Below are 24108 nucleotides of genomic sequence, written 5' to 3'. Positions count from 1 at the left end.
CTTGATGATTGTGGTAACTGCCCACCGCGCAACGCGGCGTTCCTGCTAGGTGCGCACCGCCGGCAGCGCGACGTACGCGACGAGCTCGACGCGCATCGCCGGATGCGCGAAGCCCTGCACGCCGACGCACGTCCGGTTCGGATACGGTTCGCGGAAGTGACGCCGGTATTCGGCGTCGAATTCGGGCATCGCCTTCACGTCGGACAGGTAGACGAGCACCTGCGCGACATCGTCCATCGTCGCGCCGGCCGCCGCGACGGCCTTCGCGAGATTCGCGAGCGTGATGCGCGCCTGCGCGGCCATCGTGTCGCCGACGATCGCGCCGGACGCATCGACCGGCCCGTGACCGGTAAACATCAGCCCGCACGCGCGGGTCGCCCACGAGAACGGTTGCGCGAGCTGCGGCAAGTCGACCGGAATCGTTTCAGCCATCGTGTCCTCCTTCGGATCGGGATCGGGAAGCTCAGGCGGCCTGGCGCGACGCACCGCCGAGCACGTCGGCGATCGCGTTCGCGACATGGTCGACGTTCGCGTCGTTCAGGCCCGCGATGCACATGCGGCCCGAGCGCAGCAGATAGACGCCGTGCGATGCGCGCAGCCGGTCGACGTCGGCTGCAGCGATGCCCGTGTAGCTGAACATCCCGCGCTGCGCGACGAGTGCGTCGAACGCGCGGCCCGGCAGGCGCGCATCGAGCCGCGCCTTCAGTTCGCCGCGCATCCGCTTGATGCGCTTGCGCACCTGTGCGACCTCGTCTTCCCAGCCCGCACGCAGCGCGTCGTCGTTCAGCACCGTCGACACGAGCTGCGCACCGAACAGCGGCGGGCTCGAATAGGTGCGGCGCACGCCGGCCTGCAACTGGCTCAGCACCGTCGCGGCCTCGCCCGCGCTCGCGCAGACGATCGACAGCCCGCCGACGCGCTCGCCGTACAGCGAGAAATTCTTCGAGAACGAGTTGCCGACGATCGCGGGCAGCCCCGCATCGACGATCGCGCGCACGGCCCATGCGTCGTCGGCGAGCCCGTCGCCGAAACCCTGGTACGCCATGTCGAGGAACGGAATCAGCCCGCGCCGCGCGAGCACGTCGATCACCGCGCGCCACGCGTCGCGGTTCAGGTCGAGCCCCGTCGGGTTGTGGCAGCACGGCTGCAGCAGCACGACGCTGCGCGCCGGCAACGCGTCGAGCGTCGCGAGCATCGCGTCGACGCGGATGTCGTTGCGCGCTTCGTCGTAATACGGATACGTGTGCACGTCGAGGCCGGCCGCCGAGAAGATCACGCGGTGGTTGTCCCACGTCGGGTCGCTGATCCAGATCGCGCTGTCGGGGAAATAGCGCTTCACGAATTCCGCGCCGAGCCGGATCGCGCCCGATCCGCCGAGCGTCTGCAGCGTCGCGATGCGCCCTTCCTCGAGCGCCGCGCAATCGGCGCCGAACACGAGACGCTGTACGCCCTGCCGGTACGCGGCGAGCCCTTCCATCGGCAGATACGTATGCGGCGCGCCGGCTTCGCGCAAGCGCCCGGCCGCGATGCGCGTGCTGTCGAGCACCGGAATCCGGCCCGCGTCGTCGTAGTAGAGGCCGATGCTCAGGTTGACCTTGTGCGGATGCGCATCCTGCTGGAACGCCTGGAACAGCGACAGGATCGGATCGCCCGGATAGGCGGGAATGTGTTCGTACATGGCGGAATGACGGTAAAGGTTGAAGGCGGCGGCACGACCGGCGGCATCGCGTTGCGTCAGGCCGTGCGGTCGAGACATGGGGCGCATGTTATCGAGGACGAAATAGAATGAGCTTCACTTTTCGATGACGAGCCGGCGCGATTGCAGTAGAGTCTGCGATTCCTATCTCCAAATTCACCGGATTCTGCGAAATGGCTCTGGATCGAACCGACATGCGGATCCTCCGGCACCTCGAACGTGACGGACGGATCAGCAATCAGGACCTCGCGAACGCGGTCGCACTGTCGCCGTCGGCGTGCCTGCGGCGCGTGAAGCTGCTGGAGGAGCGCGGCGAAATTTCGGGGTATCGCTGCACGATCGAGCCGAAGAAGGTCGGCGTCGCGTTCGAGGCGCTCGTGCATGTGTCGATGCGGCCGGACGTGCCCGAGTGGCACGACCGGTTCGTGGAGGCGATCCAGCAGTGGCCGGAAGTCATCGCGGCGCAGATCGTGACGGGCGGATCGAACTACGTGCTGACGGTGCGCGCGCGCGACCTCGATCACTACTCGGACTTCGTGATCAACCGGCTGCACCGCGCCGCGGGCGTGATGTCGATCAATTCGAGCATCGTGCTCGCGACGCTCAAGCGCGACGGATCGATCCTCGATCTCGTCGAGCCGTCGACGGCCGGCTGACCGATCGTTGCGCGGACCTGAAAAAAATTTGCAGAAAGGGCTTTACGAAGCCCAAAAGCTCTGACATAATTTTAGCTTCTTTGGGCGGTTAGCTCAGCGGTAGAGCACTGCCTTCACACGGCAGGGGTCACTGGTTCGATCCCAGTACCGCCCACCAAAGAATTCAAGGGCCTGCGTCTCACGACGCAGGCCCTTTTCGTTTTGGCGTTGCACGCGTCGAATCGCGCGCATCCGGCCAGCGGTGCCGACGCCACGCGACACCGCATCCGCACACAGCGCCGGCTTACCGCGCGCGCGCCACCCGCTCCGCCGTCGCGTCGAACGCGCGCGTCGCCTTGTCGACGATCTCGTCGACCTCCGCCTCGCGGATCACGAGCGGCGGCGACAACAGCATCCGGTCGCCGGTCGCACGCATGATCAGGTTGCCGTTGAAGCAGAAGTCGCGGCAGATCGTGCCGATATCGACATCCGCGCCGAACCGCTCGCGCCGGCCGCGGTCGCTCGCAAGTTGAACACCGGCGACCAGCCCCACTCCCGCAATCTCCCCGACGATCGGATGGTCGCCCAGCGCGTCGCGCAGCCGGCGCTGGAAATACGGCCCGATGTCGTTCTTCACGCGCTCGACGATCCCTTCGTCGCGCAGCACTTTCAGGTTCGCGACCGCGACGGCCGCGGCGACCGGATGGCCCGAGTACGTGAGGCCGTGGTTGAATTCGCCGTTGTCGATGATCGGCCGCGCAACCCGTTCGTGAATCCCGACCGCGCCCATCGGCACATAACCCGACGTGAGGCCCTTCGCCATCGTGATCAGGTCGGGCTCGAAGCCGAAGTGCTGGTGTGCGAACCATTCGCCGGTACGGCCGAAGCCGCCGATCACCTCGTCGGCGACGAGCAGGATGTCGTACTTGCGGCAGATCCGCTGGATTTCCGGCCAGTACGTCGACGGCGGGAAGATCACGCCGCCCGCGCCCTGGAACGGCTCGCCGATGAACGCCGCGACGTTCTCCGCGCCGAGTTCGAGAATCTTCGCTTCGAGCTGCTGCGCGCGAGCGAGGCCGAACGCTTCCGGCGTTTCGCCCGGCTGCGCTTCGCCGAAGAAATACGGCTGGTCGATGTGCACGATGTGCTCGACCTTCGACGGCATCTGCTCGTGCATGTAGCCCATCCCGCCGAGCGTGCCGCCCGCGATCGTCGAGCCGTGGTAACCGTTCTTGCGCGAGATCACGTACTTCTTCTGCGGCTTGCCCTGCACGCGCCAGTACTGGTGCACGAGGCGCAGCACGGTGTCGTTGCCTTCCGAGCCGCTGTTGCAATAGAAGAAGTGGTTGAAGCCGGCGGGCGTCACTTCCGCGAGCATCGCGGAAAGCTCGATCACCGGCGGGTGCGTCGTCTTGAAGAACGTGTTGTAGAACGGCAGCTCCTGCAGCTGGCGATACGCGGCATCGGCGAGTTCCTTGCGGCCGTAGCCGACGTTCACGCACCAGAGGCCGGCCATCCCGTCGATGACCTTGTTGCCGTCCGAGTCCCACAGGTAGACGCCGTCGGCCTTCACGATCACGCGGCTGCCCGCGCGGTTCAGCGCACCCATGTCCGAGAACGGGTGGATGTGGTGCGCGGCGTCGAGCGCGCGGTATTCGGCGGTCGCGTGCGCGGCCGGTCGTGATGAGACGGCTTCGTTTCGATCGGTCATGTTTCCTCCGTAAAACCGTGCCGCACGCTCATACGTGCAGCAGCAGATGCCTGCGTTCCCACGAGCTGATCACGCGGAAGAACGCTTCGTATTCGGTTTCCTTCAGCGCCAGGTAGGCCTTCACGAACTTGTCGCCGAGGATGCCGGCGAGCGGCTCGCACGCGGCCATCAGCGAGATGCCTTCCTCGAGGTTGCGCGGCAACTGGTACGGCAGGTCGTAGCCGTCCGATGCGATCGGCTCGGTCGGCGCGAGCTGCTGCGTCATCCCGAGATAGCCGGCCGCGAGCGTCGCCGCGAACGCGAGGTACGGGTTGCAGTCGACGCCCGGAATCCGGTTCTCGATGCGACGCGCCACGGGGCTCGACTGCGGGATGCGGAAGCCGACCGTGCGGTTGTCGTAGCCCCACTGCACGTTGATCGGCGCGGCCATGAAGCGCGACAGCCGGCGGTACGAGTTGATGTACGGCGCGAAGATCGGCATCAGCGCCGGCGTGTACTTCTGCAGCCCCGCGAGATAGCTGTGGAACAGCGGCGACACGGCGCCGTCTTGTTCGGCGAACAGGTTACGCCCCGTGCGCGCATCGGCGAGGCTCTGGTGGATGTGCATCGCGGACCCCGGCTCGCCCTCCATCGGCTTCGCCATGAACGTCGCATACATGTTGTGCCGCAGCGCGGCCTCGCGCACCGTGCGCTTGAACAGGAACACCTGGTCGGCCAGCGGCAGCGCATCGCCGTGCACGAAATTGATCTCCATCTGTGCGGCGCCGACTTCGTGGATCAGCGTCTCGATATCGAGGCCCTGCATCTCGCAGTACTCGTAGATGTCCTCGAACAGCGGATCGAACTCGTTGACGGCCTCGATCGAATACGACTGGCGGCCGGTCTCCGCACGCCCCGTGCGGCCGACGGGTGGACGCAGCGGCAGGTCGGGATCGGCGTTCATGTCGACCAGATAGAACTCGAGTTCGGGCGCGACCACGGGCTTCCAGCCCTTCGCCTGGTACAGGTCGAGCACGCGGCGCAGCACGTAGCGCGGCGAGATCTCGACCGGCGAGCCGTCGAAGTGCACGCAGTCGTGGATCACCTGCGCGGTCGGATCGACGGCCCACGGGATCAGGCAGATCGTCGACGGATCGGGCACGCACACCATGTCGGGATCGGTCACGCCGGTCAGCGAGCCGTCCTCCGGATAGTCGCCGGTGACGGTCTGAACCATCACGGCCTGCGGCAGGCGCATCGATTCGCCGGACTCGAATTTGTTGCGCGGAATGATCTTGCCGCGCGCAATGCCGGCCATGTCGGGAATGATCGCCTCGACCTCGGTGATGCGGTGCTGGCGCAGGAATTCGCTCAGTTCGGGTTGCATGATCGGCCTCTTTCAGTCGACGTCGGATGCGGCCGGCGACGGCATCGCGCCGCAGGCCGCATGAATGCGGTGCGTCATGCGCGCGCGGCACGCCGCGCCGAATGCCGCGAAGATGTCGCGCGACAGCGGCTGTTCCGCGAAGCGCCATTCGGGATGCCACTGCACGCCGAGCGCGAACGCGCGCGCGCCGCGCACGCTGACGGCCTCGACCAGTCCGTCGGGCGCGCTCGCTTCGACGACGAGCCCCGCGCCAAGATGCGCGATGCCCTGGTCGTGCAGCGAATTGACCGTCGCTTCGTTTGCGCCGCGCGCGACCCGCTGCAGCAGGCCGCCCGGCGCGAGCTGCACGACGTGCGCGGGGCCGTACTGCCGTTCGAGCGAATCGGCCGACCGCTCGCGATGGTCGTCGAAGCCGGTCGTCGCGTGCAGCCGCTGATGCAGCGTGCCGCCGTACGCGACGTTCAGCTCCTGCATGCCGCGACAGATCGCGAGCACCGGCACGCCCGCGTCGATCGCCGCGCGGATCAGCGGCAACGCAGTCGCATCGCGCGCGGGATCGTGCAGCGTGTCGGGCGCGCTCTCGGCACCGCCGTAATGATGCGGCTCGACGTTCGAGTAGCTGCCGGTAAACAGCAGCCCGTCGACCGCCGCGACGAGCGCGTCGGCCGGCTGGCGCGCGCCGAGCGCGGGCAGCACGAACGCAAGCGCGCCGGCGCCGTCGACGAGCGCGGCCAGGTACTTCTCGCCCGCCGTGTGGTTCGGATGCGCACCGAGCAGGATGCGGTCGGCGGTGACGGCTACGATCGGGCGCGCACGCATGGGCGTCTCTCCGGTGATCGCGCGCGGCACGTTCGCGCGCTGGACGATGAAGGTCCGCGGTTGCGCCGCACGCGCGCACCACGACGCGACGCATGGGCATGCGCGATCCCGCCGCGCGGACGATGCGGCAACAGGCGGTGCGGCCCGGGACGGAAGCGGAAAAGGACGCTAGGGCAACAAGGATGCGCTGCCGTCGCACTGCACCGCGCTGAACACGTGCGCGGTCACGAGGTTGAAGCGGCGCAGGCCGCGATGGGAAATGGCGAAGAAACGAGACTCGCGTAAAGGGGCGGCACGCGTGCCGCGATCAGCGTGCCGGATCGGCCCGGCCTGAGGCGGCGCGCCCGCCGACGGACTTCGCGTCCGGCGTATCGAAGGGCTGACGGCTTTCACGATCGTACTCGACTGACTGATGAATGCAGGATACGTGTCGCGATGAAGCGCATGCGGCAAAGCCGCGCGGCGACACGTCGGCAAGGTGTCTCGCAACGGATTCCGGCGCGGTGCGGCCGTGATCGATGGCTCCGCCGCCGGTGCGCGCGTGACGACTTCCTGACATTCAGCTTATATCACCTAAAAATTGCGTCAAATTTTCAGGTGCCGATGACGATATCGATATCGATCAGACGAAAAAAATGGCATCGATCGCCGGGATCGATGCCGTGTCGTGCATTGCGTCGGCGCACACGCTGTGCGCCGCGGGGCTGCCGCCCGTTGCTGCGCCGCGCCGCCGCAACGGGCGGCCCGTGCTCAGCGATGCGCGAGCGCGGTTTCGACGAGCGTCTGCAGCAACGGCACAATCCGCGCTGCACGGGCTTCGTCGTACGCGTAAGGACGCGTCTCTTCCATGTAGGTGATCTGCGACAGCTCGAGCTGCACGGCTTCGACACCGGTGTCGGGCACGCCGTAGTGACGCGTGATGTAGCCGCCCTTGAAGCGCCCGTTCGCGGCGGCCGTATAGCCGCCATGTGCGAGCACGCGCGCCGCCAGTGCCTCCGCGAGACCCGGTGCCGCGCTCGCGCCGCTCGACGTGCCGAAGTTGAAGTCCGGCAGGCGGCCTTCGAAGAAGCGCGGCACGTGCGAGCGGATCGAATGCGCTTCCCACACGAGCACGCGGCCGTGCTCGCGCTTCAGGCGCGCGACCTCGCGTTGCAGTGCGTCGTGATACGGACGCCAGTAGCGGTCGCGGCGACGCATGATCTCGTCGTCGCCGGGCAGCGCGTTCGCCGGATACAGCGGCGCCTTGTCGAACGTATCGACCGGCACGAGCCCTGTCGTGTCCTGCCCCGGATACAGGTTCTCGTTGTCGGGCGGTCGGTTCAGGTCGACGACGTAACGCGCATGCGACGGCACGAGGATCGATGCGCCGAGGCCTGCCGCGAACCCGTACAGCCGCTCGAGATGCCAGTCGCAATCGTCGACGAAGCGCGCGTCGGGCGTCATCGTCGCGGCGATGTCGTCGGGGATGTGCGTGCCTGCGTGCGGAATCGAGATCAGCAGCGGCAGCGTGCCCTGCTTCAGCGTGAATACAGCCGGTTGTTCAGTCATGTCGCATCACCGTTAGAGTCTGCCGGCGCACGCGGGCGGCGTGTGCCGGTTGCCGCGCGTCAGCGCAGCAGTTGCGCCAGCGCGGCGCGGTAGTCGGCATACGCGGCGGCTTCGTCGCGATGGCGGCGGCCGCTCACGACACGCTCGCCGCCCGTGTAGACGTCGAGCACGGGCGTCTCGCCGTGCTCGGCGAACACGATGCCCGACAGCCAGGACGCGCTGCCGTGTTCGGCGATCGCCGGATGATCGGGATCGAGCACGAGCCAGTCGGCGCGGCAGCCTTCGCGCAGCGCACCGACGCGCCGCCCGCTGGCCTGCGCGCCGCCCGCGAGCGATGCATCGAACAGGCGATCGGCGACATGCGCCTGCGTGTCGCTCGCCAGCACGTTGCGCGCGCGATGCACGAGCCGCTGCCCGTATTCGAGCAGGCGCAGCTCCGCGCGCCAGTCGACCGACGCGTGGCTGTCGGAGCCGACACCGATCACGCCGCCCTGCGCGAGATAGTCGACCGCCGGGAACACGCCGTCGCCGAGGTTCGCTTCGGTCGTCAGGCACAGGCCGGCGACCGCGCGCCGCTGCGCGAGCGCGGCGGTTTCGGCCGCGTCGACATGCGTCGCGTGCACGAGGCACCAGCGCGCATCGACGTCGAAACGATCGAGCAGCCATTGTACGGGCCGTGCGCCGTATGCACGAACGCAGTCGTCGACTTCGGCCGTCTGCTCGGCGATATGGATATGCACGGGCGCGTCGTCGGGCAGCCCGTCGATCAGCGCGCGCAGCCCGTTCTCGGACACTGCGCGCAGCGAATGCGGCGCGACGCCGTAGCGCAGCCCGCCGTGCTCGGGTGCGGCGCGACGCATGACGTCGAGCAGTTCGAGCAGGCCTTCGGGCGTGTTGATGAAGCGGCGCTGGTCGTCGCGCGGCGGCTTGTTGCCGAAGCCCGCGAACTGGTACGACACGGGCAGCATCGTGATGCCGATGCCGGCCGAGCGCGCGGCATCGACCACGCGCGTGCCGAGTTCCGCGATCTGCGGATAACGGGAACCGTCCTGCGCGTGATGCACGTAGTGGAATTCGCACACCGACGTGTAGCCGCACTTGAGCATCTCGACATACAGCCAGCGTGCGATCGCCGCGAGCGCGTCGGGCGTGATCTTCAGCGCGAAGCGGTACATCAGGTCGCGCCAGCTCCAGAAGCTGTCGGCGGGATTCGCGCGGTATTCGGTGAGCCCGGCCATCGCGCGCTGGAACGCGTGCGAATGCAGGTTCGGCATGCCGGGCAGCACCGGCCCGGCCGCACGTGCGACGCCTGCCGGCGCGTCGGTGTCGGGCGTCACGTCGGTCAGCGTGCCGGCCGCGTCCCAGCGCAGCAGCACATTGCGGCGCCAGCCATCGGGCAGGTAGGCGTGGTCCGCGAACAACATTGAATTGGTCATTGCGAGTCCTTATCGACCAGAATCGACGCCCCGGCGTTTGGTCTGGTCCCATTCCACGGTTGGCAGGGGCCGGTGCTTCCGCGCTTGCTCGTGCCCCGCTGCAGTCGACCAGACCGCAACACGCTTCAGCGCTCGGTCCGGTCCCATGCAAAACTATCCGTTGATCCGGCGAAACACGGTCGTGCCGCCGCGTACGACCTGCTCGCACAGCGGCCGGCCGATCCAGTAAGCGAGCTCCGACAGCGAGCCGACCGACCATGCGGCGAAGTCGGCCTGACGGCCGACCTCGAGCGCGCCGTGGCGATCCGCGCGGCCGAGCGCCGCGGCCGCGTGGCGCGTCACGCCCTGCAGCACCTCGGGCACCGTCATGCGGAACAGCGTGCAGCCAAGGTTCAACGTCAGCAGCAACGATTCGAGCGGCGACGTGCCGGGGTTGTGATCGGTCGCGAGCGCGATCGGCACGCCGTGCTTGCGCAGCAGCTCGATCGGCGGCAGTTGCGTTTCGCGGATGAAGTAGTACGCGCCGGGCAACAGCACGGCGACCGTGCCGGCCGCCTTCATCGCCTCGATGCCGGCTTCGTCGAGAAATTCGAGGTGATCGGCGGACAGTGCGCGGTAGCGCGCGGCGAGCGCCGTGCCGCCCGCGTTCGACAGTTGCTCCGCATGCAGCTTCACGGGCAGTCCGCGCCGCGTCGCGACCTCGAACACCCGCTCGGTCTGCGCGAGCGAAAAGCCGATGCGTTCGCAGAACACGTCGACCGCGTCGACGAGGCCCTCGCCGGCCAGCGCCGGCAGCATCCGCTCGCACACTTCGTCGATATACGCATCCGCACGGCCCGCGTATTCGGGCGGCAGCGCATGCGCACCGAGGAAGGTCGTGTAGACGGTGACCGGGAAGCGCTCGCCGAGCTGGCGCGCGACGCGCAGCATCTTGCGTTCGCTCGCGAGGTCGAGCCCGTAACCCGACTTGATCTCGATCGCGGTCACGCCTTCGGCAAGCAGCGGCTGCAGGCGCGCGGCGGCCTGCACGAACAGCGTCGTCTCGTCGGCCGCGCGCGTCGCGCGCACCGTCGACACGATCCCGCCGCCCTGCCGCGCGATTTCCTCGTAGCTGACGCCCGCGAGGCGCTGCGCGAATTCGTCGGCACGCGTGCCGCCGTACACGAGGTGCGTATGGCAATCGACGAGGCCCGGCGTCACCCACGCGCCGTGCAGATCCTCGCGCTGCCAGTGCGCATAACCGTGCGGCAGCGCGGAGAACGCGCCGAGCCAGACGATCGTGCCGGTTTCGTCGACGACGATCGCCGCATCGTCGATCGTCTCGTCGGGATGGCCGTGCGGACACAGCCTCAGGTGATGCCAGACAGTCGGTTTCATGCGTTCAGTCTCGTTCGCCGATGGCGAGCGATACGGCAAGCAGCGCGCCGCCCCCGCTCACGACGACGTCAAATGCACGCCGCGGCCCGTCGAGCCGCAGCGTGTCCATTTCTTCCAGTGCGTAATGCGTGCCGTCGATCTCGACGCCGACCGCACCGGCCGCGCAAAACAGCAGCACGGTATCGGCGCGCTCGATGCGGTGCGCGCCTGCGCGCCACACGTCGAGCGCGCCGCGCGCGGCCGACCGGCGCGTCATCAGGTTGAAGTCGCGCGTCGCACCGTCATGCAGCGTCGCGTCGATCGCCGTCTCGCCCGCGAAATCCGCACGGGCCAGCGGCGCGTCGAGTTCGTGGCGCGTGCCGTCCGCTTCGGCGAGCGTCATGCCCGCGCCGGACAGCAGCACGAGCGTGCGGTCGACACCATCGAAACGCGAGAACGGCCCGGCCGTGCCGACGTCCGCGACGCTCACGCGCCACGCGAATGCGTCGAGCGCGGCGCCGGGAGGGAAAGCGCCGATCTCGCGCGTCACGCCGCCGCCGTTCTTCCACGGCGACGCGACGAGATCCGCGGCGCGGATCATCGCGGCGGCCAGCGTCGCGTTCACCGGCGCCTGGTCGAGCGCCGTCATGCTCAGCGGCCGAGCATCGGCAGCTTCAGGCCGGCTTCGCGGGCCGTCTGCTGCGCGAGTTCGTAGCCGGCATCCGCATGGCGCATCACGCCCGTTGCCGGGTCGTTCAGCAGCACGCGACCGAGACGCTCGTGCGCTTCAGCCGTACCGTCGGCGACGATCACGACGCCCGAGTGCTGGGAGAAGCCCATGCCGACGCCACCGCCATGGTGCAGCGACACCCACGATGCGCCGCCTGCCGTGTTCAGCAGTGCGTTCAGCAGCGGCCAGTCGCTGACCGCGTCCGAACCGTCCTTCATCGATTCCGTCTCGCGGTTCGGGCTCGCGACCGAACCCGTGTCGAGGTGGTCGCGGCCGATCACGATCGGTGCCTTCAGTTCGCCGTTCTTCACCATCTCGTTGAACGCCTGGCCGAGGCGGTAGCGATCCTTCACGCCGACCCAGCAGATCCGCGCCGGCAGGCCCTGGAACGCGATGCGCTCGCGTGCCATGTCGAGCCAGTTGTGCAGGTGCGGATCGTCGGGGATCAGCTCCTTCACCTTCTGGTCGGTCTTGTAGATGTCTTCCGGATCGCCGGACAGCGCGACCCAGCGGAACGGGCCCTTGCCTTCGCAGAACAGCGGGCGGATGTATGCTGGCACGAAGCCCGGGAAGTCGAACGCGTTCTCGACGCCCATTTCCAGCGCCATCTGGCGGATGTTGTTGCCGTAGTCGAGCGTCGCCGCGCCGCGGTCCTGCAGCGCCAGCATCGCACGCACCTGGACGGCCATCGACTGCTTCGCGACCTTCACGATGCTCTGCGGATCGACCTTCTGCGCTTCGCGCCATTGCGCGACGGTCCAGCCCTGCGGCAGGTAGCCGTTGATCGGGTCGTGCGCGCTCGTCTGGTCGGTCACGCAGTCCGGCGTGATGCCGCGCTCGACGAGTTCCGCGAACACGTCGGCCGCGTTGCCGAGCAGGCCGATCGACACGGGCTTGCCCGTGCGCTTCGCTTCCTCGATCATGCCGAGCGCCTCGTCGAGCGTCGTCGCCTTCTTGTCGACATAACGCGTCTTCAGGCGGAAGTCGATGCGCGTCTCGTCGCATTCGACCGCGATCATCGAAAAGCCTGCCATCGTCGCGGCGAGCGGCTGCGCACCGCCCATCCCGCCGAGGCCGCCCGTCAGGATCCAGCGGCGCGACGGATCGCCGTTGAAGTGCTGGTTCGCGACCGAGAAGAACGTTTCATAGGTGCCCTGCACGATGCCCTGGCTGCCGATGTAGATCCAGCTGCCGGCCGTCATCTGGCCGTACATCATCAGGCCCTTGCGGTCGAGCTCGTGGAAGTGGTCCCACGTCGCCCAGTGCGGCACGAGGTTCGAGTTCGCGAGCAGCACGCGCGGCGCATCCTTGTGCGTGCGGAACACACCGACCGGCTTGCCCGATTGAATCAGCAGCGTCTCGTTCTCTTCGAGATCCTTCAGCGACGCGAGGATCTGGTCGTAGCATTCCCAGTTGCGCGCCGCGCGGCCGATGCCGCCGTACACGACGAGCGCGTGCGGGTGCTCGGCGACTTCCGGATCCAGGTTGTTCTGGATCATCCGGTACGCCGCTTCGGCCAGCCAGGTCTTGCAGGTCTTCTCGCTGCCGCGCGGCGCGCGGATCGTGCGCGTCGGATCGAGACGGGGATCGATGTGTTTCGGATGGTTCATGACGACTGCTCCCGAAGGAAAATGACTATCAAATAGGAATCAGAAATGCCCGGTGAAGCGATAACGGCTGCCGGGATGCCACAGATTCGCCACCGAGGCGACGACGCCCTGCGACCAGGTGCGCCGATGTAAAACCAGACACGGCTCGACGTCGTCCATCCGCAGCTGCTCGCGCCGCTCCGGCGCCGGGGCCGCCGCTTCGATCCGGTACTCGACGCGCTGCAGCGGGGCTGCGCGCATCAGGTACAGGTTCGGCGTCGTGTTCGTGAAATCCTGCTCGGCGTAATCCGGCGCGACCGCCGGATTCACCCATCGTTCTTCAAGCTGCACCGGCTCGTCGTTCTCGAAGTGCAGCACCTGCGAATGAAACAGCTTCGCGCGCACGGCCACCTGCATCTCGTCGGCGAGCGCCTCGTCGGCGCGGATCGTGTCGAGGCCGAGCACGCTGGCGTGATACGCATGCCCGCGTGCGCCGACCTCCTCCGAGATGCTGCGGATCGCCACCAGCGTCGACTCGTACTTCGGCCGCGCGACGTAGGTGCCGGCGCCCTTCATGCGCGTGAGCACCTGCTCGGCCGTCAACTCGCGCAGCGCGCGGTTGACGGTCATGCGCGCGACCTTGAACTCGCGTGCCAGCTCGTTCTCGGACGGCACCTGGTCGCCCTCCTCCCACTCGCCGGCGTGGATGCGGCCCAGGATGAAATCCTTGATCTCCTGGTAGACCGGCGCGCTCATGGGCTTACTGTTCCGACGCGAACGAGAACGGGCTGACCGTCGCGAACGCGCGCTCGCCGACCAGCTTCGCGATCGCCGCGATGTCCGGTGCGAAATAGTGGTCGAGTTCGTAGTGCGCGACCTTGCCGCGAATCGTTTCCATCACGGGCGCCAGCTTCGGGCTCGTGTGATACGGCGCGCGCAGGTCGACGCCCTGCGCAGCAGCCAGCAGTTCGATCGCGAGGATGTGCTTCGTGTTGTCCGCGATGTCGGCGAGCTTGCGTGCAGCGAACGTCGCCATCGACACGTGGTCTTCCTGGTTCGCCGAGGTCGGCAGCGAATCGACCGACGCCGGGTGGGCGAGCGTCTTGTTTTCCGACGCCAGCGCGGCAGCCGTCACGTGCGCGATCATGAAGCCCGAGTTCACGCCGCCGTCCCGCACGAGGAACGGGGGCAGGCCCGACAGCGTCGCGTCGATCAGGAGCGCGATGCGGCGTTCGGCCAGCGCGCCGATTTCCGCTGCGGCGAGCGCGAGATTGTCGGCCGCGAACGCGACGGGTTCCGCGTGGAAGTTGCCGCCCGACAGCACTTCGCCGGTGTCCGGGAAAATCAGCGGGTTGTCCGACACGGCGTTCGCTTCGATCAGCAGCACGTCGGCCGCATGGCGCATCTGGTCCAGGCACGCGCCCATCACCTGCGGCTGGCAGCGCAGGCTGTACGGATCCTGCACCTTGTCGCAGTCGCGGTGCGACTGGTTGATCGGCGAGCCTTCGAGCAGTTCGCGATAGGACGCGGCCGCATCGATCTGGCCTTGATGGCCGCGAAGTTCGTGGATGCGCGCGTCGAACGGCTTCACCGAGCCGGCTGCCGCGTCGACCGACAGCGCGCCCGCGACGATCGCGGTGCGGTACAGGTCTTCGATCGAGAACATGTTGTCGAGCGCCAGCGCGGTCGACGCCTGCGTGCCGTTCAGCAGCGCGAGGCCTTCCTTCGCCTGCAGCGTCAGCGGCGCGAGGCCCGCGACGCGCAGACCGTCGAGCGCGCTGGCACGTTCGCCGCGGATGAACACTTCGCCGACGCCAAGCAGCACGGCCGACATGTGCGCGAGCGGCGCGAGGTCGCCCGACGCGCCGACCGAGCCCTTCACCGGGATCAGCGGCAGCACGTCCGCGTTGAACAGCTTGATCAGCGCGTCCATCACTTCGCGGCGGATGCCCGAGTGGCCACGGCCGAGGCTCGACAGCTTCAGCGCCATCAGCAGGCGCACCGACGAACGTGCCATCGGCTCGCCGACGCCGACCGCGTGCGACAGCACGAGGTTCTTCTGCAGCAGCTCGAGCTGGTCGTGCGGGATGTGCGTGCTGGCCAGGCGGCCGAAGCCCGTGTTGATGCCGTAGGCCGGCTCGCCCTTCGCGGCGATGTCGGCGACGGCCTTCGCGCCGGCGTCGATCTTCGCGAAGCTGGCCGGGTCGAGCGTCAGCTGCACGGATTCGCGTGCGATCTGGCGCAGTTGCGGGAGGGTCAGGTGGCCGGGGGTCAACGTAATCATGTGAGCAATCCTGTCTAGACAAGTTCGGAATGGATTGAAGTGTAGCCACCCGAACTTGTCTAGACAACCCGTTTTTCACCGATTTCGACTCGGGAGTTTCCCTGATGCCCGGCGCGGCCCGCCGGACCGGCCGGCGGGGTCCGAGCATTAACATATGTTGCAATTATTTTGTCTTTGGCAACATACGGATCACACTTCGACAAGGAGATCCCGTCATGAACTTCCCGCCGCGGTTCGCCGCCCTGCTCAGCCGCAGCCTGCTCGTCGCCACGTGCGCGCTCGCGTGCGGCGCGTCGCTCGCCGCCGAGCCGCTGTCGGGCACGCTCGACAAGATCCGGCAGGCCAACCTGATCTCGATCGGCCATCGCGAGACGTCGGTGCCGTTCTCCTATGTCGACGCGAGCGGCAAGGTGGTCGGCTTCTCGCAGGACCTGTGCGATCGCGTGATCGCCGCGGTGAAGGCGCGCACCGGCAAGCCCGAGCTGCAGGTGCGCTTCATCCCCGTCACGTCGCAGAACCGCATCCCGCTCGTGCAGAACGGCACCGTCGATCTCGAATGCGGCGTGACGACCAACCTCGCCGCGCGCCATGCGCAGGTCGCGTTCTCGACGACTTTCTTCGTCGCGACGACGCGCCTCCTCACGCGCACGACGTCGGGCATCCGCGATTTCCCCGACCTCGCCGGCAAGACGGTCGTGACGAACCAGGGCACGACGTCCGAACGCCTGCTGCGCAAGATGAACGAGGAAAGGAAGATGAACATGCAGATCATCAGCGCGAAGGACTACGGCGAGGGACGCCTCACGCTCGAATCGGGCCGCGCGGCCGCGTACATGATGGACGACGTGCTGCTCGCGGGCGCGCGCCAGCTCGCCGCGAAGCCGGCCGACTGGCAGATCGCCGGCACGCCGCAGTCGTCGGAAGCCTACGGGTTCATGCTGCGCAAGGACGATCCGCAGTTCAAGGCGCTCGTCGACGGCGTGCTCGTGCAACTGATGAAGAGCGGCGAGATCAACGCGCTGTACGACAAGTGGTTCATGAAGCCGGTGCCGCCGAAGGGGCTGTCGTTCGACTTCCCGATGAGCGACGTGATCAGGACGCGCTACGCGGCGCCGAACGACACGCCGCTCGAATGAACGCCGCGCGCTGACGCCGGCTCACACGCGCGTCCACGCGACGCACGCCGCGTAGCCGGGCGCCGCGTCGAGCCACGCGGCATCGAACGCCGCGACGCCGGCGGCGGGCGCGGCCGGCTCGACGATCGTCGTCGCGGGGGTCGCCGCATCGCGCGGCGGCACGACCGCGAACGCGCGCAGCCCGCCGACGATGCCGGTGCCGAGCGCCTTGAGCAGCGCCTCCTTCGCGGCCCAGACCCGCATGAATTCGCGTGCGCGCGCGTCGGGCGGCACGCCGTCGAGATACGCGGCCTCGGCCGGCGCGCAGACTTCGCGCGTCAGCGCACGCCAGTCGGCCGTGCGGCTGCAGGATTCGATGTCGACGCCGACGCGGCCCGCGGGCGCCCACGCGAGCAGCGCGTGATCGCCCGCGTGCGACACGTTGAAATCGAGCGTCATGCGATGCGCGGGGTCCGGCGACGGCCGCCCCGCTTCGTCGACGACGATCGCGACCGCGTGCGGCGCGACACCGAGGGCCGCGCCGAGCACGTCGCGCAGCGCGGCGCGCGTCGCGGCGCTGCGCACCGCATCCTCGTGCCGCATGAAGCGTGCGGCACGCGCCCGTTCGTCATCGCTGAGCGCCGCATACGCGGGCGACGCCAGCGGCACGCGCCAGTCGAAATCGACGCGCGCGATCCGCACGCCGGCACGGGACGCGGCGGCCGGCACGTCGAGCGCATGCATGCGCCACGCACGGGGTGTTTCGGCCGGGGAAGCGGAATCGAACGGAATGGACATCGGCACGCGGCGACCTGTGCTGTGGAATGAAACGTCCGATGTTAATCGATCGCGCCGGCGCACGAACCGGCGTGTGTGCGTCTTGCCGCGCACGCATCGAATGAGGGATTCTTCACGAACGACATTCGAAGGCCGCGCACCGTAACGTGCCGCACATGTGCCGCGTTGCGCGGTCGCCCCGCGTCACCCGTTCGCGGCAACGCCCGGCACGCCGCTGTCCGTCACCCGGGTGCGCGACGCCGGATGCAGCGCGTGCACGCTGCCCGGCGCATCGGCCGGCAGCACGCCGTGTTGCAGCCAGTACAGCGCGACGGGCCACAGCGTGTCGGTGAAGCGGCTGTGGAAAAACGCGAAATGGCCGATCGCGTCGACGCCGATGTCGGCCGGCGCGATCCGCAGGTGCGTGACGTCACTGCCCGTGTAGTAGCCGACCAGCCGCTCGATCGCGTCGACCGTGCCGAACGCGTCGTCGTCGACGCCGATCGCGAGCATCGGCGCAGACAACCCCGCGAAGCACGCCGGCAGCGCCGCACGGCTCACGGCGCTTTGGTCGAGCACGCCGCCGATGTAGCCATCCTCGAAACGCGGCTGCGAACGCGCCCACGACAGCGCGACGCCGCGCGGCGTGTCTTCCATCCAGCCGAACCGCTTCGCGGGCACGTAGCCGAACACGGCCGCAAGCGCCGGCATCGCAACGTGCCACTTCCACCACATGCTGCGCCGCTCGGCCGGCAGGTAATCGCGCCAGTACGCATACTGCGCACCGACGGTCACCGCGTGCCGCACATGCACGTTCGATGCCGCGAGCCCGAGCACGCAGCCGCCGATGCTGTGCGCAACGACGTCGAGCGGCTGCCCTGGAAACGCGTCGCGCGCGTACTGCAGCGCGGCTTCGCAGTCGAGCCGCCCCCAGTCGAGCCAGCTCGCGCGCAGCTTCGCGAGCTGCGCCGGACGCGACCCGCCGATGCCGCGATAGTCGTAGACGAGCACGTCGCGCCCCTGCGCGAACAGCCAGGCCGCGAAACGGAAGTAATAGTCGCAGCGCACCGACGTCGCGCAATTGACGACCGTCACGGGCCGCACCGCACCGCCGCCGCGATGGCGCCACACATGGCCGCGCAATGCATAACCGTCGGCAGCGCGCAGCGTCACGGGCTCGGGCGGCAATGCACCCGCCGTGCGACTGCCCTGTGCCGCCCCGCTTCCTTCGTTCGAACTCGTCATCCTGTCTCCTGTCGGCCAGAGTTAGCGCTTTAGCACTTACTCCGGCCCCATGCTTCGCGCTCCGGGCCGGCGCGAGCCGCCGCCCGCGCCCATCGGCCAGCCTCCATTGAACTTGACGCGTGTCGCGATCTCAACCAATCTTGCTGCTCCGTTCGCATGAGTCACGCGCATGTCAACGCCTCTCGTCCGTCTCCCGTCGCTCGACCTCGTCCGCGGTTTCGTCGCGGTCGGCCGCCGCATGAGCATCACGCTCGCCGCGCAGGACCTGTGCGTCACGCAGTCGGCGGTCAGCCGCCAGGTACATGCGCTCGAAGCGCATCTCGGCGTCGCGCTGCTGCAGCGCGGCTACCGGAAGATCGCGTTCACGCCGGAAGGCGAGCGGCTGTTCCGCGTCGCGGATGCGGCGCTGCACAGCCTGCAGGACACCGTCGCGTCGCTCGCCGCCGCGCGCGAACGCCAGCCGGTCACGATCACCGCGAGCATCGGCGTCACCGCGCTGTGGCTGCTGCCGCGGCTCGGGCGGCTGCAGGCGCGCCTGCCCGAGATCGACCTGCGCGTCGCCGCGAACGACAAGGTACTCGATTTGCGCGCCGAAGGCATCGACCTCGGCATCCGCTATTGCCCGCGCGACCGTGCGCCGGCCGGCGCGCTGCGCCTGTTCGACGAGATCGTCGTGCCGGTCGCGCATCCCGCGCTCGCCGCGCGGCCGGTCACGAGCGCGGCCGCGATCGCCGAGCACGTGCTGCTCGAATTCGACGGGCCGCCGCAACCGCAATTGCAATGGCGCGCGCACCTGCACGCGGCCGGGCTCGGCGACGCGCGCCCGAAAGGCGTGCTGCGCTTCAACCAGTACGACCAGGTGATCCAGGCCGCGATCGCGGGCCAGGGTGTCGCGCTCGGCCGGCTCGCGCTGGTCGCACCGATGCTCGCGGACGGGCGGCTCGCGGTGCTCGGGCCGCACACGCAGGCGCTGTCGGATGCGTACGGCTACTGGCTGTTCCAGCACGATCCGGCCCCGCGCCGCGAAGTCGCCGACGTGCGCGACTGGATGCTCGCCGAAGCGGCCGAATGCGATACCGCGATGCGCGCGCACGACACGGCGTCGGCATAAGCCAGTGCCTGCTTTCCGGATGAACCGGATCACGGCCGGCCACGGCCGCACCGCCCGTTCACACCCCGTCGCATTCCCCGCGCGCATGCCAACCTGACCGAATGATCGCTTGAGCGACGCCGGGCCCGATCGTCTAATCGGATCGAGCGCGGCCGTTTCGCCGCGCGCCTTCATCCGGAGACACGCATGACCCCGATCGAGCAGGAAGTCCGACGCCGCTGGCTGCCCGTGCTGGCGGGCGGCCTGATCATGGGCGCCGCGCTCGGCATCCGCCACGTGCAGGGCCTGTTCCTCGCGCCCGTGTCGCTCGACCACGGCTGGTCGCGCGAAGCGTTCGGGCTCGCACTGGCGCTGCAAAACCTGGTCTGGGGTGTCGCGCAGCCGTTCACGGGGATGGTCGCCGACCGCTTCGGTTCGGTGCGCGTGATCGTCGCCGGGATGCTGCTGTATGCGGCCGGGCTCGTCACGATGGCGCACGCGGCGTCGACCGGCATGTTCACGGTCGGCGCCGGGCTCGTGATCGGCATCGCACTGTCGGGCTCGGCGTTCGCATCGATCTACGGCGCGCTGAGTCGCCTGTTTCCGCCTGACCGGCGCGGCTGGGCGCTCGGCGTCGCCGGCGCGATCGGCGGGCTCGGCCAGTTCTGCATGGTGCCCGTGGCGCAGGAACAGATCGGCGGTGTCGGCTGGCGGCATGCGTTCATCACGCTGGCGCTCGTCGCGGCGCTGCTCGCGCCGCTCGCCGTACTGCTGCGCGACCGACCCGCGCACGCGGCCGGCGCCGCCGCCGGCCCCGACCAGTCGATCGGCGAAGCGGTGCGCGAGGCGTTCGCGCATCGCGGTTTCTGGCTGCTGAACGCCGGCTTCTTCGCGTGCGGCTTCCAGCTCGCGTTCATCGCGACACACCTGCCCGCGTACCTGCTCGACCACGGGCTGCCGGCGCGCCACGCGAGCGTCGCGCTCGCGCTGATCGCATTGACCAACGTGGCCGGCACCTATGCGTGCGGCCACCTCGGCGGGCTGCTGCGGCGCAAGTACGTGCTGTCGGTGCTGTACCTCGTGCGTGCGCTCGCGATGGCTGCGTTCGTCGCCGCGCCGCTGTCGCCCGCGAGCGTCCATGTGTTCGCGGCCGTGATGGGATTCACGTGGCTCGGCACGGTGCCACTGACGAACGGCGTGATCTCGCAGGTGTTCGGCGTGCGCTACATCGCGACGCTGTTCGGTTTCGTGTTCTTCGGACACCAGCTCGGCAGTTTCTTCGGCGTGTGGCTCGGTGCGATCGTGTACGACGCGACGCATTCGTACCTGCCGCTGTGGATCGGCTCGATCGCGCTCGGCGTGCTTGCGGCGCTCCTGCACCTGCCGATCGACGACGCGCGCGTTGTGCGTCCAGCGTCGGGCAACGCGGCATGGGCATGATCCGCGCGGCGCTGGCGGCCGGCACGCTCGCGTTCGTCGCGTGGTGCGGCGCGGCCTACTTCGATTCGGGCGTTGCGTACGCGCTGCTCGAACACGTTGCGTTCTGCAACTGACGCAGCGAACCGCGCCGCGCGGGCCGACCGTCAGCGACGCTTCGGCAATGCGGCCAGCGCATCGAGCGCGCGCCCGGTGAAACGCCTTAGTCCGTTCCGACGATTCTTCGTCGCGTCCGCCGGCCTACGCTCGATGTCGGGTGCACCGCGCTGCGCGGCACGTGCCGACCGCGACCGGCACCGCGCGTCCCGCTCCGCACCCATCACGCGCGCCGGCCGATGCCGGCGCGAATCCTTCCGACCGCTGCGGCGCCCGGCCACCCGGGTGCCGCAGCCTCACCCGATACGCCGCCATGACCAAACCCTCGAATCTCGTCACCTCGATCACCGTCGACATCGACGCGCCGGCTTCCGTCGTGTGGGAAGTGCTGACCGACTTCCCGCGCTACGGCGAATGGAACACGTTCTGCGTCGGCTTCGAAACGACCGGCAAGCTCGGCGATTTCGTGCACATGCAGGTTCGCATCCCGGGCACGGAGACCGTGATTCCCGTCAACGAGATCCTCGTCGCCTATGAGCCCGAGCGCCTGCTGTCGTGGGAGCAGCGCCCGACCGACGACAACAGGGACGCCGCGCGCCGCGACCAGTACATCGACGCGAACGGCCCGGAACGCTGCCGTTACTTCACGACCGACCAGTTCCTCGGCGTCAATGCGGACACGATCATGCAGAACCACGGCGCGTGGGTGAAACAGGGCTTCGACCAGTGTGCGCGCGACGTGAAGCAGCGCGCCGAAGCGCTGCATGCGGCACGCCGGCGCAACAGTGCGTGACCGGGAGCGGCGAATGCCCGATCTGCAAACACTGTCCGACCATCACGACATCCGCGAACTGATCGTCGCGTATTCGAACGCGATCGACATGCGAGACTTCGACGCGCTCGATGCGGTGTTCACACCCGACGCGGCGATCGACTATCGCGCGATGGGCGGCATCGCCGGCGGTTATCCGGACGTGAAGGCGTGGCTGCGCGCCGTGCTGCCGCAGTTTCCGCAGTACCAGCACATGGTCGGCAACCTGTCGATCCGGCTCGACGGCGACACCGCGCGCGGCCGCACGATCTGCTTCAATCCGATGGAAGTCGCGCTGCCCGACGGCGGCACACAGGTGATGTTTCTCGGGCTGTGGTACGTCGACCGGTTCGTGCGGACCGCGCAGGGCTGGCGCATCGCCGAGCGCGTCGAGGAGCGCTGCTACAGCCACAACGTGCCGGCCGCGCTCGCGGGCGCGACCGGCTGATCCGGTTGATCCGGTTGATCCGGTTGATCCGGTTGATCCGGTTGATCTGGCCACGACACGCGCCGTGCGATTGCTGCACGGCGCGCGCGTCGCCATCGCTGCGTCAATCGAGCCGGAACGCCGCTTCGAATCGCTCGGCGAACGCGTCGAACTCGGTTTCCGGCAGATGGTTGATGCCGCCCGCGCGCTTGCGCCCGCCACCGGTCGCAAAGCCGCGGCAGAACTCGTCGGCGCCGAGCGGCCGCCCGTCGGGCACGCGCACGCTGACGACGAGCCCGCCGTCGGCGCGCGGCGACAGCACCGCGAGCGCAGCATGCGGCGCGTTGCGCATCCGCTCGTTCGCGAGCATCCCCGTCGCACGCCGCGCCCACGGTTGATCGGGCATCCGCACCAGCGTCGCGCCCGGCACCTCGCGCAGCGGCGCGAGCGCGCACGCGCGCGCCATGTCGTCGCGGTAGCCGTCGCGCAGCGCGGCAAACACGGCGGTCTCGCGCACGAAATCGAGCGGATCGACGCACGGCAGCATCGCGTCGGCGAGCACCGCCGGATCGAAGTGCAGATCGCCGACGCAATCGCCGTACGCGTTGTAGTTCAGGTAGAGCCCGAGTTCCGCGAGCGTGCAGCGCCCGGCCTCGTCGATCCCGTGCTCGCGCGCAAGTGCGTTGCCAAGTGCCGGCAATTCGTCGCCGAATGCCGCGACGATCGCCCAGCGCACGTACCGGCCGCCGAGATAGCGGTTCACGAGCGCGCTCGTGCAGACGTCGGCCGCCGTGTCGATATGCGCGTCGAAGCGCGGATCGTCGGGCAGCTCGCCCGCGAAGTGGTGGTCGAAATAGCGGACCGTCGCGCCTTCGCGCAGCAGCCGTGCGCACGCGTCGCGGTTCTGGTCGTGCGATACGTCGAGGACGGTCACGATGTCGCCCGCACGTGCATCGATCCGCTCGAGCAGCTTGATATCGCGTTTCACGCCGGTCACGAGCGTGCCGCGCACGCCTTCCGCGAGCCGCAGTTGCTGAAGCGCGCACAGGCCGTCCGCGTCGCCGTTGAACGCAAAGAAATGCCGCGCGTCATGGTTGTCCTGCATGATCCTTTGCTCCATCGTCAGGGCATGAAATCGCCGCCGTTCGCGTCGAGCGTCGCGCCCGTCACCGCGTTCGCGTAGTCCGACGCGAGAAACAGCGCCGCACGCGCGCAATCGTCGTCGGTCGGCAGCTTCGCGAGCGCGATGTTCGACGCGATCGGCGCGATGATCTGTTCTTCCGTCAACCCGTATTCCGCAGCCGCCTGCCGGAAATACGCCTGCGTCGGCACGCCCCACATCCAGCCCATGTGGATGCTGTTCGCGCGGATGCCGTGCACGCCGAGTTCGCGCGCCAGGTATTTTGCCGCAACCGCGAGCGCTCCCTTCGATACAGCGTAGCCGCCTTCCCCTGCAAAAGGCTTGCGAGTCGCCTGCGTGTTGATCATCACGATCGCGCCGCGCTTCTCGCGCTTCATGTGCGGCACGACCTCCTGCGTGAGCGCCATCGTGCCGAACACGTTGGTGTCGAACACCGCACGCCAGCCGTCGAGATCGGCTTCCTCGACCGGCTCTGGAAACGTGCCGTGCACGAACGCGCTGTTCACGAGCGCATCGATCCGGCCGAAGCGCTCGACGGCCTGCGTCGCGAGCTGCCGGCATTGCGCGCGATCGGTGATGTCGGTCTTCACCTTCAGCACGTCGCAGTCGACGCCGAGTGAGCGAATCCGCGCGTCGGCGTCGTCGAGCTTCTCCATCGTACGCGCCGCGACGACCACGCCGCGCGCCCCCTCGCGCGCGGCCTCGATGGCGAGCTTCACGCCAAGCCCCGGGCCAATCCCGGAAATCACGACGATCTTGTCTTTCAGCAACATGGGTTGTCTCCTGGTTGTCGTTCGTG

The 24108-nt window shown here is 68.5% G+C and carries 23 protein-coding genes and 1 tRNA gene; 8 read left to right on the top strand and 16 right to left on the bottom strand.

Going from position 1 to position 24108, the window contains the following annotated elements:
• Positions 1-45: 45 nt before the first annotated feature.
• Both JYG32_RS01705 and JYG32_RS01700 read right to left on the bottom strand, forming a co-directional pair.
• Entirely contained in the window at positions 46-432 is a 387-nt protein-coding gene (locus JYG32_RS01705) for a RidA family protein (RefSeq protein ID WP_213264459.1), read from the bottom strand.
• 31 nt (positions 433-463) lie between these two features.
• On the bottom strand, positions 464-1678 hold the full coding sequence (locus JYG32_RS01700) for an amino acid aminotransferase (RefSeq protein WP_213265353.1): 1215 nt from the start codon (positions 1676-1678) through the stop codon (positions 464-466).
• 191 nt (positions 1679-1869) lie between these two features.
• Between JYG32_RS01700 and JYG32_RS01695 the strand changes: the two genes are divergently transcribed.
• Together JYG32_RS01695 and JYG32_RS01690 are read left to right on the top strand one after the other, a co-directional pair.
• Positions 1870-2352: an Lrp/AsnC family transcriptional regulator gene (locus tag JYG32_RS01695; protein WP_174382883.1), complete on the top strand. Its 483-nt coding sequence runs from the start codon at positions 1870-1872 to the stop codon at positions 2350-2352.
• A gap of 82 nt (positions 2353-2434) precedes the next feature.
• Positions 2435-2509: transfer RNA gene (locus JYG32_RS01690), tRNA-Val, on the top strand.
• 126 nt (positions 2510-2635) lie between these two features.
• Here the strand turns inward: JYG32_RS01690 and JYG32_RS01685 are convergent.
• The 10 genes from JYG32_RS01685 to hutH all read right to left on the bottom strand — a co-directional run bounded on the left by JYG32_RS01685 (position 2636) and on the right by hutH (position 15170).
• Complete coding sequence (locus JYG32_RS01685) at positions 2636-4042, bottom strand: aspartate aminotransferase family protein (RefSeq protein ID WP_213264458.1); 1407 nt, start codon at positions 4040-4042, stop codon at positions 2636-2638.
• Positions 4043-4070: 28 nt separating this feature from the next.
• Positions 4071-5408, bottom strand: a complete 1338-nt coding sequence (locus JYG32_RS01680) for a glutamine synthetase family protein (protein ID WP_213264457.1) — start codon at positions 5406-5408, stop codon at positions 4071-4073.
• A gap of 12 nt (positions 5409-5420) precedes the next feature.
• Positions 5421-6227 carry a gamma-glutamyl-gamma-aminobutyrate hydrolase family protein gene (locus tag JYG32_RS01675; RefSeq protein WP_213264456.1) on the bottom strand — a complete coding sequence of 269 codons (807 nt, stop codon included), beginning with the start codon at positions 6225-6227 and terminating at the stop codon, positions 5421-5423.
• Positions 6228-6977: 750 nt separating this feature from the next.
• Positions 6978-7775 carry an N-formylglutamate deformylase gene (hutG, locus tag JYG32_RS01670; protein ID WP_174382887.1) on the bottom strand — a complete coding sequence of 266 codons (798 nt, stop codon included), beginning with the start codon at positions 7773-7775 and terminating at the stop codon, positions 6978-6980.
• A gap of 59 nt (positions 7776-7834) precedes the next feature.
• Positions 7835-9211, bottom strand: coding sequence for a formimidoylglutamate deiminase (locus JYG32_RS01665; protein WP_213264455.1), 1377 nt, complete (start codon positions 9209-9211; stop codon positions 7835-7837).
• Positions 9212-9364: 153 nt separating this feature from the next.
• Positions 9365-10588 (bottom strand): imidazolonepropionase, encoded by a 1224-nt coding sequence (gene hutI, locus JYG32_RS01660; protein WP_213264454.1) that lies wholly within the window; start codon positions 10586-10588, stop codon positions 9365-9367.
• Positions 10589-10592: 4 nt separating this feature from the next.
• The gene (locus JYG32_RS01655) at positions 10593-11216 is read right to left on the bottom strand and encodes a HutD/Ves family protein (RefSeq protein ID WP_213264453.1); all 624 of its coding nucleotides are present in this window, start codon (positions 11214-11216) and stop codon (positions 10593-10595) included.
• Positions 11217-11218: 2 nt separating this feature from the next.
• Positions 11219-12907 (bottom strand): urocanate hydratase, encoded by a 1689-nt coding sequence (gene hutU, locus JYG32_RS01650; RefSeq protein WP_213264452.1) that lies wholly within the window; start codon positions 12905-12907, stop codon positions 11219-11221.
• A 39-nt stretch (positions 12908-12946) separates the two neighbouring features.
• The gene (hutC, locus tag JYG32_RS01645) at positions 12947-13642 is read right to left on the bottom strand and encodes a histidine utilization repressor (RefSeq protein WP_047898531.1); all 696 of its coding nucleotides are present in this window, start codon (positions 13640-13642) and stop codon (positions 12947-12949) included.
• 4 nt (positions 13643-13646) lie between these two features.
• Positions 13647-15170: a histidine ammonia-lyase gene (gene hutH / locus JYG32_RS01640; RefSeq protein WP_174382892.1), complete on the bottom strand. Its 1524-nt coding sequence runs from the start codon at positions 15168-15170 to the stop codon at positions 13647-13649.
• A 215-nt stretch (positions 15171-15385) separates the two neighbouring features.
• Between hutH and JYG32_RS01635 the strand changes: the two genes are divergently transcribed.
• Entirely contained in the window at positions 15386-16306 is a 921-nt protein-coding gene (locus tag JYG32_RS01635; RefSeq protein ID WP_213264451.1) for a glutamate/aspartate ABC transporter substrate-binding protein, read from the top strand.
• Between the two features lie 21 nt (positions 16307-16327).
• Here JYG32_RS01635 and JYG32_RS01630 read toward each other — a convergent pair whose 3' ends face one another.
• Together JYG32_RS01630 and JYG32_RS01625 are read right to left on the bottom strand one after the other, a co-directional pair.
• On the bottom strand, positions 16328-17083 hold the full coding sequence (locus JYG32_RS01630; RefSeq protein WP_213264450.1) for a 4'-phosphopantetheinyl transferase family protein: 756 nt from the start codon (positions 17081-17083) through the stop codon (positions 16328-16330).
• Positions 17084-17266: 183 nt separating this feature from the next.
• A complete protein-coding gene (locus JYG32_RS01625; protein WP_213264449.1) occupies positions 17267-18307 on the bottom strand; it encodes an alpha/beta hydrolase family protein in 1041 nt (346 codons plus the stop codon).
• 169 nt (positions 18308-18476) lie between these two features.
• Between JYG32_RS01625 and JYG32_RS01620 the strand changes: the two genes are divergently transcribed.
• The 5 genes from JYG32_RS01620 (at position 18477) to JYG32_RS01605 (ending at position 22189) form a co-directional block, all read left to right on the top strand.
• Positions 18477-19418, top strand: a complete 942-nt coding sequence (locus tag JYG32_RS01620) for a LysR substrate-binding domain-containing protein (protein ID WP_174384321.1) — start codon at positions 18477-18479, stop codon at positions 19416-19418.
• Between the two features lie 186 nt (positions 19419-19604).
• Positions 19605-20837 carry an MFS transporter gene (locus JYG32_RS01615; RefSeq protein WP_213264448.1) on the top strand — a complete coding sequence of 411 codons (1233 nt, stop codon included), beginning with the start codon at positions 19605-19607 and terminating at the stop codon, positions 20835-20837.
• Positions 20828-20950, top strand: coding sequence for a hypothetical protein (locus JYG32_RS39425; RefSeq protein ID WP_006478335.1), 123 nt, complete (start codon positions 20828-20830; stop codon positions 20948-20950). The genes JYG32_RS01615 and JYG32_RS39425 overlap by 10 nt, the downstream gene beginning before the upstream one ends.
• 293 nt (positions 20951-21243) lie before the next feature.
• Positions 21244-21723 carry an SRPBCC domain-containing protein gene (locus tag JYG32_RS01610; RefSeq protein WP_213264447.1) on the top strand — a complete coding sequence of 160 codons (480 nt, stop codon included), beginning with the start codon at positions 21244-21246 and terminating at the stop codon, positions 21721-21723.
• A gap of 13 nt (positions 21724-21736) precedes the next feature.
• Positions 21737-22189, top strand: coding sequence for a nuclear transport factor 2 family protein (locus JYG32_RS01605; protein ID WP_213264446.1), 453 nt, complete (start codon positions 21737-21739; stop codon positions 22187-22189).
• Between the two features lie 103 nt (positions 22190-22292).
• On the opposite strand, the gene JYG32_RS01600 is transcribed toward JYG32_RS01605, so the two are convergent.
• Both JYG32_RS01600 and JYG32_RS01595 read right to left on the bottom strand, forming a co-directional pair.
• A complete protein-coding gene (locus JYG32_RS01600; protein WP_213264445.1) occupies positions 22293-23273 on the bottom strand; it encodes an acetyltransferase in 981 nt (326 codons plus the stop codon).
• A gap of 17 nt (positions 23274-23290) precedes the next feature.
• Positions 23291-24082 (bottom strand): SDR family oxidoreductase, encoded by a 792-nt coding sequence (locus JYG32_RS01595; protein WP_213264444.1) that lies wholly within the window; start codon positions 24080-24082, stop codon positions 23291-23293.
• Positions 24083-24108 lie beyond the last annotated feature (26 nt).

Source organism: Burkholderia pyrrocinia, from assembly GCF_018417535.1.
Classification (GTDB): domain Bacteria; phylum Pseudomonadota; class Gammaproteobacteria; order Burkholderiales; family Burkholderiaceae; genus Burkholderia; species Burkholderia pyrrocinia_E.
This window is presented reverse-complemented; position numbering and strand designations above follow the sequence as displayed.